At 34.2% G+C, this 12,950-nt stretch carries 14 protein-coding genes; 13 read left to right on the top strand and 1 reads right to left on the bottom strand.

Annotation, left to right across the window (positions count from 1 at the left end):
* Positions 1-15: 15 nt before the first annotated feature.
* The 6 genes from FD33_RS00930 to FD33_RS00955 are packed head-to-tail and all read left to right on the top strand — an operon-like array spanning position 16 to position 4,883.
* Complete coding sequence (locus FD33_RS00930) at positions 16-1,524, top strand: PTS ascorbate transporter subunit IIC (protein WP_025084837.1); 1,509 nt, start codon at positions 16-18, stop codon at positions 1,522-1,524.
* Between the two features lie 24 nt (positions 1,525-1,548).
* Positions 1,549-1,842: a PTS sugar transporter subunit IIB gene (locus FD33_RS00935; protein ID WP_025084838.1), complete on the top strand. Its 294-nt coding sequence runs from the start codon at positions 1,549-1,551 to the stop codon at positions 1,840-1,842.
* 11 nt (positions 1,843-1,853) lie between these two features.
* Entirely contained in the window at positions 1,854-2,489 is a 636-nt protein-coding gene (locus tag FD33_RS00940) for a 3-keto-L-gulonate-6-phosphate decarboxylase UlaD (RefSeq protein ID WP_056955676.1), read from the top strand.
* Between the two features lie 25 nt (positions 2,490-2,514).
* The gene (locus FD33_RS00945) at positions 2,515-3,306 is read left to right on the top strand and encodes a DeoR/GlpR family DNA-binding transcription regulator (RefSeq protein ID WP_025084839.1); all 792 of its coding nucleotides are present in this window, start codon (positions 2,515-2,517) and stop codon (positions 3,304-3,306) included.
* A 12-nt stretch (positions 3,307-3,318) separates the two neighbouring features.
* Positions 3,319-4,185, top strand: coding sequence for an L-ribulose-5-phosphate 3-epimerase (locus FD33_RS00950; RefSeq protein WP_025084840.1), 867 nt, complete (start codon positions 3,319-3,321; stop codon positions 4,183-4,185).
* Positions 4,185-4,883, top strand: a complete 699-nt coding sequence (locus FD33_RS00955; RefSeq protein ID WP_025084841.1) for an L-ribulose-5-phosphate 4-epimerase — start codon at positions 4,185-4,187, stop codon at positions 4,881-4,883. The genes FD33_RS00950 and FD33_RS00955 overlap by 1 nt, the downstream gene beginning before the upstream one ends.
* A gap of 64 nt (positions 4,884-4,947) precedes the next feature.
* Here FD33_RS00955 and FD33_RS00960 read toward each other — a convergent pair whose 3' ends face one another.
* The gene (locus FD33_RS00960) at positions 4,948-5,505 is read right to left on the bottom strand and encodes a KpsF/GutQ family sugar-phosphate isomerase (RefSeq protein ID WP_373887546.1); all 558 of its coding nucleotides are present in this window, start codon (positions 5,503-5,505) and stop codon (positions 4,948-4,950) included.
* 329 nt (positions 5,506-5,834) lie between these two features.
* Here FD33_RS00960 and FD33_RS00965 point away from each other — a divergent pair, with 329 nt between their 5' ends.
* The 7 genes from FD33_RS00965 to FD33_RS00995 all read left to right on the top strand — a co-directional run bounded on the left by FD33_RS00965 (position 5,835) and on the right by FD33_RS00995 (position 12,866).
* Positions 5,835-6,302, top strand: coding sequence for a PTS sugar transporter subunit IIA (locus tag FD33_RS00965; protein WP_025084843.1), 468 nt, complete (start codon positions 5,835-5,837; stop codon positions 6,300-6,302).
* Positions 6,303-6,320: 18 nt separating this feature from the next.
* On the top strand, positions 6,321-6,608 hold the full coding sequence (locus FD33_RS00970) for a PTS sugar transporter subunit IIB (protein ID WP_025084844.1): 288 nt from the start codon (positions 6,321-6,323) through the stop codon (positions 6,606-6,608).
* A gap of 39 nt (positions 6,609-6,647) precedes the next feature.
* Positions 6,648-7,907: a PTS ascorbate transporter subunit IIC gene (locus tag FD33_RS00975; RefSeq protein WP_025084845.1), complete on the top strand. Its 1,260-nt coding sequence runs from the start codon at positions 6,648-6,650 to the stop codon at positions 7,905-7,907.
* Between the two features lie 12 nt (positions 7,908-7,919).
* Positions 7,920-8,813: a 4-hydroxy-tetrahydrodipicolinate synthase gene (gene dapA / locus FD33_RS00980; RefSeq protein WP_025084846.1), complete on the top strand. Its 894-nt coding sequence runs from the start codon at positions 7,920-7,922 to the stop codon at positions 8,811-8,813.
* Positions 8,814-8,822: 9 nt separating this feature from the next.
* Positions 8,823-9,449, top strand: a complete 627-nt coding sequence (locus FD33_RS00985) for a beta/alpha barrel domain-containing protein (RefSeq protein ID WP_025084847.1) — start codon at positions 8,823-8,825, stop codon at positions 9,447-9,449.
* A 73-nt stretch (positions 9,450-9,522) separates the two neighbouring features.
* Positions 9,523-11,565: a BglG family transcription antiterminator gene (locus FD33_RS00990; RefSeq protein WP_025084848.1), complete on the top strand. Its 2,043-nt coding sequence runs from the start codon at positions 9,523-9,525 to the stop codon at positions 11,563-11,565.
* A gap of 161 nt (positions 11,566-11,726) precedes the next feature.
* Positions 11,727-12,866 (top strand): SLAP domain-containing protein, encoded by a 1,140-nt coding sequence (locus FD33_RS00995; RefSeq protein ID WP_025084849.1) that lies wholly within the window; start codon positions 11,727-11,729, stop codon positions 12,864-12,866.
* Positions 12,867-12,950: the final 84 nt, after the last annotated feature.

Below are 12,950 nucleotides of genomic sequence, written 5' to 3' on the forward strand. Positions count from 1 at the left end.
CAGGTGAGTATAAGAATGGATAATTTTTTAAGCATTCTTATGAAGATTTGGGATTACTTTGCTACAAATATTTTGACCCAACCAGCATATATGATCGGTTTTATCGTTTTATTAGGTTACATTTTGGAAAAGAAGCCGATCTATGAATCAATTGCTGGTTTTATGAAGGCTGTCATTGGATACATGATCTTGATGGTAGGTTCTGGAGGATTGGTTAACAGTTTTAGACCCATTCTTACAGGATTAAAAACAAGATTTCATCTCACGGCGACGGTTATTGACCCATATTTTGGGCAAAACGCCGTTACAGATGGTGTTGTAAAGACTTTCGGGAGAACCTTTGGGGATGTAATGCTGCTTCTATTGTTTGCCTTTGTCTTTAACATCATATTAGTAAGATTCCAAAAGTTTACTAAATTACGTTCAGTATTTACTACTGGTAATGTACAAGTTCAACAAGCAGCTACAGCTTTTTGGCTATTGCTATTCTGTTTCCCTAAAATGGGTAGAATGGAAGTTTTGCTGGTGATGGGAGTTATCTTAGGATTATATTGGGCCGTTGGTTCGAATATGACTATTAGATATACTCAGGATTTAACTGATGGCGGTGGTTTTGCGGTTGCTCATCAACAAATGTTCGGTATTGCTTTGGTTTCCTGGTTGGCCGATAAAATAAAGAAACATGATGAGAAGACACAAAAGAAAGCTAAGAGACTCGAAGATATTGAATTACCTGGATTTTTGAAAATTTTTAATGAAAATATGGTTGCTACCGGTATTCTAATGTTGTTCTTCTTTGGAATCATTATGTTGGTTTTGGGGCGTCCATATTTCAACGAAATTTATGTAACAAGTAAAGGTACTTCAGGTTTGGCACCTGGTGGTAGTTTCTTATTCTATATTTTAACTACATCATTAGGGTTTGCCGTTAACTTGGCAATCTTACAATTAGGTGTTCGTACCTTCGTTGGTGAACTAACAGAAAGCTTCAGTGGTATTTCAGATAAGTTATTACCTGGTTCAGTACCTGGTATTGATGTTGCCGCTACATTTGCTTTTGGTGAACCTAACGCCGTAACGATTGGATTTCTATTTGGTGCCTTAGGACAGTTTTTGACGATAGGTGCTTTAATTGTTTTACATTCACCAACAATTATTATCGCCGGATTTATTCCGTTGTTCTTTGATAATGCAGCCTTTGGCGTATACGCTAATAAACGTGCCGGAGCTAAGGCCGCTATGATTCTTCCATTTATTAGTGGGATGATTCAAGTTCTTGGTGCTGCATTTATCGCTAGTTGGGTTGGATTAGCCAAATTTGGTGGTTACCTTGGAATGTTTGATTGGGATACATTATGGCCTGTATTTACGGCAATCATGAAGTATCTAGGCATAGCAGGTATCGTAATTGTTATCATTATTTTGGTTGTTATTCCACAACTTGAATACCGGAAAGATCCTAAGAACTATTTCTTAATGGTTACTGATTATGACAAATACAAAGAAAACGTTAGCAAAAAATAATTTATAATATAGTGGAGGCAAATTATGAAAGTTTTAGTGTCATGTGCGAATGGATCAGGAACAAGTTTAATGATGATGAGAAGTGTTAAGAAAGCTTTTGAAAGATTAAACATCCCTATTACTAATATTGAACATACAAGTATTGCTGAAGGTACGAGTACAGCTAAGCAATATGATGTTGTATTCACACCTATGAACTTTGTAAATATGTTTGATGATGCAAAATCAAAAGGCGTTGTGGTCGTTGGTGTTAAAAATGTTCTGAGTGATAAAGAAATTGAACAAAGAGTTAGAGAAGAAACTGATTTTGTTAAATAGGGAGAAAGAATATGAAACCAAATTTACAAGTAGCTTTAGATAATAATACGTTAGAGAGTGCTTTGGCTGATGTAAGAGAAGTGGGAAATATTGTTGATATCGTTGAAGCAGGAACAATTTTGATTCTTCAAGAGGGAACCAAAGCCGTTAAATCATTGAAAGCTCTATTTCCTAATAAGACCGTTATTGCTGATACGAAATGTGCTGATGCAGGTGGAACTGTAGCTAAGAATATGGCTGACGCCGGAGCTGATTGGATGACTTGTATCTGTTCAGCAACAATTCCAACTATGAAAGCGGCCAATAAAGAAATTGATGAGATTCAAGTTGAACTATATGGTAACTGGACTAAAGAGGATGCTCAAAAATGGTTAGATGCTGGAATTTCACAAGCAGTCTATCATCAGAGTAGAGATGCGCTCCTTTCAGGTGAAACTTGGGGCGAAAAGGATTTAAATAAAGTTAAGATGCTTGTTGATATGGGCTTTAGAGTTTCAGTGACTGGTGGATTAAACGTTGATACGCTTAAATTGTTTAAAGGAGTAGACGTATACACATTTATTGCTGGTAGAGCAATAACCAAAGCAAGCGACCCAGCAAAAGCAGCAACTGACCTCCAAAACGAAATCAAACGCATTTGGAACTAATAAAAAACGTTTTGAGGATGATCATATGAAAAATTCAATATCGAATGTACAGGAGAGAAGAAGCGAACTTCTAAAAATAGTTAACAAAAAGGGATCTATGTCAGTAGAAGATTTGGCGGAAAAACTTAACGTTTCTGAGATAACAATTAGAAGAGATTTGAAAATATTATCAGAAATGGGTGTAATTGGTTGGAGAAGTGGTGTTGCTACATCCACGTATGGAAAGTCACTTTCGTCAACTTCATTAGATGTGAATGCAAGCAGTAGAGTGGATCAAATAAAAATGAAAATTGCCGCTGCTGTCCCTAGCTTTATATCGGAATCTAGTACAATATTTGTCAATTCAAGTACCCTTTGCTGGATGGCGATTAATCAATTAGCATCTAAAAGACTAACTATTATTACCAATAATGCACATGCGACTGAATCAGTACATCATCCTCAAACCATAATTATTTTAACTGGTGGGGAAATTAGGTATCCCAAAGAATCATTAGTCGGTGGAGTTGCAATTCAATTATTATCGAGTATGCAGTCGGATTATACGATTATAGGACTTGATGGCGTAAGTGTAGATGGCGGTTTAACAACACAGAATCTATACGAATCACAAGTTAATACAACAATGATAAAACGAACTAAAAAGAAAGTAATTTGTTTAGCAGATTATCGTAAAATAGGTGTTACTAGTAATTATCATGTGGCCGACATTGATGATATAGACATTCTAATAACCGATAGTTTTGCAAATGAAAAAGTAATTAAATCATTTCGTAAACGTGGTATTGAAGTGATTCAAATACAATTGGGTCAATAGGGAGACATGGTTATGAATTCATTAGGTATATACGAAAAAGCTCTACCTAAGAACTTAAGTTGGCATGATAGATTAGAATTGGTTCATAAATTAGGGTTTAATTTTTTAGAACTTTCGATTGATGAAAGTGATGAGAGATTGGCTAGATTAGATTGGACTAGGCAACAACGTACAGAAGTTAGGGATGCCATTTGGAGTACTGGAACACGCATACATACCATTATGCTGAGCGGACATCGTAGATTCCCATTGGGTTCATATGATGAGAAAACAAGAAAGTTATCCGTTCAGATGTTGTATAAAGCAGTCGATTTAGCAGTTGATTTGGGTGTAAGAAATATTCAAATGGCAGGATACGATGTTTATTATGATAAGAAGAGTGTTACTTCTAGAGAATATTTTGTAGAAGATTTGAAGAAATGTGTCGCTTATGCTGCCAGCCATGAAGTAATGCTTGATATAGAAATAATGGATGACCCTTTCTTGAATTCTATTGAAAAAGTTGTGAATATGAAAAAAGAAATTCATAGTCCTTGGTTACAGGCTTATCCAGATTTGGGTAATATAAATGCTTGGCCTGAAAATGACATAGGATCAGATTTGGAAAACAATATTGATGCAATTGCAGCGATTCATTTAAAAGATACTTTACCTGTTACTAATGGCTTCGCGGGTCAATTCAAAAATGTTCCATTTGGTAAAGGAACAGTTGACTTTAATGGATGCTTAAAAGAATTAAAACGATTGAATTATAACGGTGCTTACACGATTGAGATGTGGAGTGAGACTTCTGATAATCCAATCGAACAAGTTAAAGAAGCAAAGAAATTCTTTGATGACATTTTTGTAAATGTTGGCATAGAGCAGGAGGCTATTTGATGCTTGAGTCTTTAAAAAAGAAAGTATATGAAGCAAATATGCAATTACCCAAATTGGGTTTGGTAACATTCACATGGGGTAATGTATCAGGTATTGATCGAGATAAAGGACTATTCGTTATAAAGCCATCAGGCGTTGAATATGATAAATTGACTCCCGATGATATGGTCGTTGTTAATCTAAAAGGTGAAGTTGTTGAAGGAAAATTAAATCCTTCCAGTGATACGCCAACACATACAGTTTTGTATAATAAATTTCCAAATATTGGTGGAATCGTACATACTCATTCTCCTTGGGCAGTATCATTTGCAGAGGCAGGAATTGATTTACCTGCTTTAGGAACGACACATGCTGATACATTTTATGGAAAGGTTCCTGTTTCCAATGCTTTAACTGAAGAAGAGATAAAGACAGCTTATGAAAAAAATACTGGGGATGTTATTGTTAGGACATTTAGAGAACGTAATATCGATCCAGAAGCTGTTCCTGGCGTCTTAGTAAGACAACATGGACCATTTACATGGGGTGCTACACCTGATAAAGCTGTTTATAATGCTAAGGTTCTAGAAGTAGTAGCTGAAATGGATTATCACGCTTTACAATTAACACGTGATAACATTGAAGTTCCACAATATTTGTTGGATAAGCATTATTATCGTAAACATGGTAAAAATGCATATTATGGACAGAAAAATTAAATTTAAATAAGACACAAAAAAAGCGGACATATAAAATGTTCGCTCTTTTTGTGTCTATATGTGTTTAACTTAATAATTTTTTACCCAGAGCTCCGCCTGGATGAAAAATTGCAAAATCATCTCTAGTAAATTGTTTAGTTTCGGAAAGCGTACAGGCAATGGCATCTCCAACAACTAAGACGGCTGTTGAGCTATTTGTTGGGGCTAAATTTAATTTGTCTGCTTCGTTATCAACATGAATTATAACTTTATAATCGCATGCCTTGGCTAAACTAGAGGTTTCGTTACCAGTAAAAGCAATAGTAGTAACGCCAATGATATTTAAAGATTTCAAAGGAGCAAGTATTTCCTTGGTTTCTCCACTATTAGAAATAAGAATAACAACATCATTCTTTTCGATCATTCCTAAATCACCATGAACACTTTCAGTAGCATGAATGAAGAATGATGGTGTACCAGTACTTGAAAATGTGGCCGCCAATTTCCTACCAATTAGTCCCGATTTTCCCACACCCATAAAAATCAATTTGCCTTTGGCATGTAAAAGTACATCAATTACTGGATCAATTTGTTCGGAAAGATTGTCTCTAACATCTTTTAAGGAATCAATTTCGTTTTCCATAAAGCCATAGATCATGTTCGAATACGAATTAAGCATAGATAATCGTCCTCCTTAGGAATAATATCTAACGCTATTTTTACTTTGTAACTGTGGCATAATCAATGGTAATTGGTTCCAAATTATGTTTAAGAAGTCATAAATCATGGTTAGTAAGCGATTTCAAAAGTGCTCAGAAGTATTGATGAATGGGGATGTTGAGCTTTCTTTTGTGAAGGGTAAATCGTAAATATTGTGCGACTTTTAACAAAAGATGGAATCAATCATCATTGTAGCGCTTACAAGGCTGAATATATAATAACTCGTGTAAAAGAGATTAGGCGGTGTTGTCATTGATCGAAAAAATTATAAAAGAGAATTTAATAAAATTACACGTTAAATCACATGATTGGAAAGAAGCTATTAAATTATCAGCTCAACCATTAGTAGACAATAAGATAGTTACTCCTAATTATGTTAATGAAATTATTAATTCTGTAAATGAATATGGACCGTATTTTGTAATAGCACCACATGTTGCATTGGCACATGCACCTGGTGAGGCTGGAGCAAAAGAGTTGGCAATGGGAATATCTGTATTGGAACCGGCAATTGAATTCAACAATACAAATAATGATCCAGTGTCTTACGTATTTACATTAAGTGCACCCGATAGTAATTCTCATCTTAAAGCAATGCAGGAATTAGTTTATTTATTAACGGATGATAATTTTTATCAAATATTATCAAATTCTCAAAAACCTAGTGAAATTTTACAGTATATAAATGATTCAGTAGTAAAACAAAAAATTGGTAAATAACGAAAGGAAGTATTTATTATGGTTAAAGCTTTAGTAGCATGTCGTGCAGGTGTTGGTTCAAGTTTGATGTTAAAGATCAAATTAAATGAGGTCATCAGTGAACATGATTTGCCAGTTCAAGTTGAACATTCATCATTGGATGGTTTACCAAGTTTCGATGGACCTATTGTTATTGCACTAAGTGATGTCGCTGAAGAGCTTCAAGAACAAGGCATCGATAAGGTAATAGTCGGTATAAAGAATATTCTCGATAAAAATGAAATTTATGCAAAACTTTCGGACGCATTGAAACAAGTACAAGCTTAGTAATTCCTATCCAAAAAAAAATCCGAGGGGGATAAATTGATGCATTTTACAGTTAGTTTATTATCTAATCCGGCTATCTTATTAGCAATTGTTTCTTTAATAGGTTTAGTAGCACAACATAAAAAAGGTACAGATGTTTTAAAGGGTACATTTAGAACCGCAATTGGATTTTTAATTTTTGGTGTTGGTGCTAGCACTATGACCGCTGCACTTCAGAATTTTAACGCAATGTTTCAAAAAGGATTTCATTTAACAGGTGTTATTGCTTCTCCTGAAGCTGCTACAGCCTTGGCTCAAGGCAGATATGGATTTGTAGTATCAGTAACACTAATTGCTGGGTTCATTATGAACCTCGTTTTTGCTCGAATAACTCCGTTTAAAAATGTTTTCTTTACAGGTGGACACAGTTTATTCTTTGCCTGCGTTCTAGCACTTGTTTTAAAGGCTCATGGAATTGGTAATACGATGGCTATCATTGTTGGCGGAACAATTTTAGGGTTTGTTTCAGCAGCACTTCCACAATTATGCCAACCATTTATGAAAAAAATAACAGGTGGAGATTTTCAAGCTATAGGTCATTTCAATATGATTGGTTACGCTCTATCTGGTTTTATTGGCAATATTTTCAAAAGTCATAAAGATGAAACAACAGAAAACATCAAGTTTCCAGAATGGTTATCTTTCTTTAAGGATTTCCTAATGGGAGTTGCGGTTGTTATGATCGTTATTTTCTATGTTGCTGCGTTAGCTGCAGGTAAAACTGTTGTTACAAAATTGTCAGGAACAACTGATTGGTTAGTCTTCCCAATGATTCAAGCTTTAACATTTACGGCCGGAATTTCTATTTTGATGACAGGTGTTCGTATGTTTCTTGCTGAAATTACAGCTGCTTTCGTTGCCATTTCAGAAAAATTCATTCCAGGTTCACGTCCAGCATTGGATGTTCCCACAATTTTCCCATTTGCACCTACGGCTGTTTTGGTAGGCTTTCTAAGTTCTTACACAGCCGGTTTGTTGGCAATTGTTGTAATGGTTATGTTGAAATTCCCAATCGTTATCATTCCTGCTGCACATATTTGTTTCTTCTCCGGTGGTACTGCGGGTATCTTTGGTAATTCAACTGGTGGATGGAGAGGCGCTATTCTAGGTTCGTTTGTAGTCGGATTATTGTTAGCCTTTTTACCTTTATTACTTTATCCAACATTCTCATCACTTGGAATTACTGGATCAACATTCCCAAACGTCGACTACAACGTTGTAGGTTCACTATTAAATTGGTTCTTAGGAATCTTTCATTAAGGAGGATATATTTTGACAGACGTTTCTGGAATTATTGTCGCAATGGTTACACCATTAGCCGATGATCAAAAAATTAGTTATTCAAGAACAGATAAATTGATAGATAAACTTTTAACTTATAACATTAATGGAATCTTTATTTTAGGAACAAATGGAGAGGCGTATTCATTAACAGAGGATGAAAAATTTTCCTTTGCTAAACATGTAATTGAATATGTAAATCATAGAACTCAAATTTTTGTTGGGACAGGATTAAATAGTACTTCCGAAACGATTGACTTTAGTCAGAGAATCGCAACTTTGAATCCAGATGCTTTGTCAGTGGTAACGCCTTATTTTGTACCGCCTACTCAGGAAGAACTAATCAATCATTTTGAAAAATTAGCTAATTCAGTAAATGTTCCAATTATTCTTTATAATATGCCCGGAAAAACCGGTGTAAATATTGACCCTGAAACAGTTGCCGAACTATCAAAGAATTCTAATATTGTTGGAGTAAAAGATAGTTCTGGAAGTATTGATAACATGCGTGGTTATTTGAAACTTCGAGCTAATAAAGATTTTGGTGTGTTATCAGGTTCCGATTCGAAGATTTTGGCGTTATTAGAAGCCGGAGGTGATGGAGCAATTGCTGCAACAGCTAATCTATTAACCCAAAATGACGTTGATATTTATGAATATTATCAAAATGGCAATTTAAAGATGGCTGAGGAATGCCAACACAGAATTGAACCGTTGAGAAAAGTTTTGCATACAAGAACAACTCCGTCTGCACTAAAAGCTACTGTAACTGCTAGTGGAATTAATGTTGGACCAGCTAAGGATCCTGTGATGATGCCCAATAGTGATGAACTTGAAGATATTGACAGAATGATTAGTTATTACAGAACCAATAATATTATTTAGAGGTGTCGTATGAAAAAACTTGATTATATGAATCGTATTTATGACAGTGGTGCGTTGGCAGTTGTACGTGCATCAACTGATCGTGTTATCGAAATTGCTGAAGGCATTGTTAAAGGCGGAGTTGATGTAATGGAAGTCAGTTACACCATAGATAGTGCAGCTAATTCGATTAAAATTTTAAAGGAAAAATTTGGCGACAAATTGTTAGTTGGTGCCGGAACTGTATTGGATGGAGAAACAGCAAAAGATGCTATTAAAGCAGGTGCTCAATTTATCTATTCACCAATGTTTGACACAGAAGTTGCCAAATTATGTAATCAATATCAAATTCCCTATGCACCTGGATGTACTTCTGTTACTGAAGCTATCACTGCATTACGAGCAGGAGCTACTTTTGTCAAAATCTTTCCATATGGAGGAATCGTTGGTCCTGATTTAATCAAAACAATGAAGACTCCAATTCCTTATTTACCATTGATAGAATCTGGTGGTGTAACGGTAGATAATATTACGGATTGGCTTGAGGCTGGTACTGATATCGTCGGCATTGGCGGTGCCCTATCCAAAGGGACCGTGGATGATATAGCTCAGAGTGCCCAACAGTTTAGAAATAAAATTGATGAATATCGTGAATAAGATCAAAAAAACCAAAAGGGCGGAAGTAACTACTCTTTTGGTTTTATTGCTAGATAATGGAAGGTGATTATACGTGCTAGATAAAAAACAATTGTTGATCATTGATAAGTTGATTCAAAATCCGGTGTTAACAAAGGATGAATTGACAAAAAAGTTTTCATTATCAGATAGGCAGATAGAGTATTCCATTGATAAATTGAACCAATACTTAGATGAAAAAGGAAAAAAAGAAATTGATGCCGACGGAGTATATATCACTGTTCCCAGTGAAACCTATGATTATTTATTGAATATTCGTGTGTCAGAGAACTTAATGTCTTTAAAAAGGTATGTATTGAGCAATGACGAGAGAAAACTATTTTTAACGTTGTTACTTTCAACGAGCAATAAATATTTGTCGTTAGTACATTTGCAAGAATTGTTACGTGTTAGTCAGTCAACAGTTTCAAAAGACTTAAAACAGTTGGAATTGGATTTGTTCTCCCAGCAGTTAAAAATAAGTTATGATCGAAAAACTGGTTATAAAATAAATGGCCGTGAAGATGCTATTAGAATGTGTTTAATTAAGAATATCTCTAATGAGTTGGTGGAGAATAGATCTGAACTCCTAAATAATTTTATAGATTCTAATTGTCGTTATGGATTAAATGAAATTTTTGAATTGGTATCGAATTTAAAAGATCATTATCAAATTAAATTTGTAGAAAATAGACTGAGGGAATTTTGCTATATACTGACGATTATTATTGATCGATTGTACATAAAGCCAAATTACGTTCCGGCCAATGTTAAAAAGTTTAATATTCGTGAAACTAATGAATACAGATTCTCGGAAGAGTTACTAGATTCCTTAGGAATCGAGAATAAAAATGCGGCCGAATATGTGGCCACAACTGTACTTTGTTTGAGTATTGGCGGAGAAAAAAATTTTGATATTGATAATTATATTTATAGTATCACTGAAAAAATTGTTGATAAATTTTCTGATATATCAGGAATAGATTTTACGGATAACAAAAAAGTTATTGGTCAAATTTTTACACATTTTAGATCGATGTATTTTAGACTTCAATTTAAATTTCCCATTACTAACCCTTTAACGAAGCAAGTTATGAAGGAATATAATGAAATTTTTGAGTTGTTGTCGCAAACTATATCCAAATTTGAGGATGAGTTAGGTAAAGTTCCTAATGAAGAGATTGCCTATTTAACAATTCATTTGATTGGTTTCATTTATGATTCCAATCAGAATAAAAGGAATTATTTATCAGCGGCTATTGTTTGCCCAAACGGTATCGGAAGTTCTGCTTTAGCATATTTACAATTAACTAACATTTTTCCCAATATTAAATTTATGATGCCATTTCCTTATTCAGAGTTAAAAAATCATTTGGATGAAATTGATATGATATTTTCCACTTTTTATAGAAGTGATTTGTTTACACTGGAAAAACCATGCTTTGTAATCAATCCAATTTTGACTGATGATGATAAATATGCAATCGTACAAAAAGTTAATAGTAGTTTCTCATCCAATAATTTTGTTGCCCCTACGTTAGATACAGTAATGAAAGTTATAAATAATAATGTCCGTAATGAAGATATGTTAAAAAAGATTAGGAAAGATTTATCTGAAGATATATTTAGATCTAAGCCAATATTTAATGTTCATAAACTTTCAATAAAGGATGTAATTAAACCGGATTATATCCAGTTACATACCAGCTATCGTGATTATCAAGATGCAGTAGAGGCAAGCCTAGTACCATTTCTTAAAAATAATATTATTAGAAGATCATATATTTCCAAGATTTTAAATCAAATCAATAACGGAATTGATTTTGTGATAGCCCCTAATATTGCATTGCCGCATACAAATCCACACTTTGGAGCCAATAAAATAGGGATAGGGATTCTATCAATAAAAGAACCTATTGTATTATCTGAAAATAAGCGAGTTAAGTATATATTTTCATTAAGTGCTATTAATTCAACTGATCATTTAAATGCATTGAATGATTTAATGAATTTAATTAGCGATGAAAAATTTATGAAGATATTAGATGATGAAAAATGTAGTTCACTGGATGTTATAAATTACATATATAAGTATTGAGGAATTTAAATAAACCTTCGATTGTTTTATTTTTTTTATACATTAATAGGAAGAAAAACATTGTAAACGTTTTGATAAAATTGCGTAATATAGCTTGAAACATATGTTTGACTAATCTAAGATTTAAAGTGTTTAGTATTGAACAATATGGAGGGGTTATTTTGAAGAAGAGTACATCATTACTACTTAGTGGAATTTTAGTTTCTGGCATGGTGCTAGGAACAATCGTTACTCCTGTAACAGTTAACGCTGCTACTCAAGCAACAACACAAGCAGATCAAACAGTTACAAATTACGTGACATTCGTTGATGCTGACGGTAATACCATCAGCCCAGCACGTGCATATCAAGGAACAAAGGGTCAAAAGATTACTGTTGCTCCAGATGGTTACACAAGTTCTGACAGTAGTAAGGTTACTTTTGGTAACGACGGAGACAGCAAGTCAGTTGTAGTTACTAAGATGATTTCAGTTAAGGTTAATTACGTTGATCAAAACGGTAAATTAGTTAACTCAGAAACAGTTAATGGTGGTAACGGCAATGATTATAAATTGACTAATCTACCTGCAGGCTGCACATGGAATAACGATGCAGAGCAAACTATTAATTTAGTTGAAGGAAAAGAATATAACGTTCCCGTAACGAAGAAAGTTTCTAACACAGTTATCTTTAAGACAGCTGATGAAACTGAGGTTGGTAGAACTGAAATCTTTGGCGACAAAGCTGGGGTTAAGGTTTCATTAACAGATACTCAATTGCCAGAAGGCTACACAACAGCAAGCAAGGACTTAACTCTACAAAACGAAGGTAATACTCAATTTGTTACTGTTACAAAGAGTGCCGCTGATGGAATTATTCCTATTAAGGGAATTGTAAAAGTTACTGTTCCTTTAGCTCACTTATATGATAAAGACGGTAAGGTATTGAGTCGTTCATTGAGTAAAGATTCAAGATGGCAAACAAATAATAAGATGGTCCTCAATGGAGTAACTTATTATCAAGTTTCTACAACTGAATGGTTGAAGTTATCAGATATTCTTGTTGAAGGTTCAACTACAACAAACGATAAAGACAACAACAGCTCATCAGATGATACAACAGCTCAAAAATCTGATGTTAGAGCCGTAACAACTAAGAATACTGGTTTTGCTCAAATCTATGATGATAACGGCAAAGCTATTGTAAATCTTAAATTAGGACCTAACACACCATGGGCAACTGACTTAATGAAGACTCAAAACGGTGTAAAGATGTACCGTGTTGCTACTAACCAATGGATCAAAGTTAGCGAAATTATCTAATTAAATAGTACTCAAAAAGGACAATCCGTAATGTGAAGTGCCCTAAAATTGTTAGACATAATCTAACAACTTTAGGAGCACTTT

It is taken from the genome of Companilactobacillus paralimentarius DSM 13238 = JCM 10415 (assembly GCF_001434985.1).
Taxonomy (GTDB): Bacteria; Bacillota; Bacilli; order Lactobacillales; family Lactobacillaceae; genus Companilactobacillus; species Companilactobacillus paralimentarius.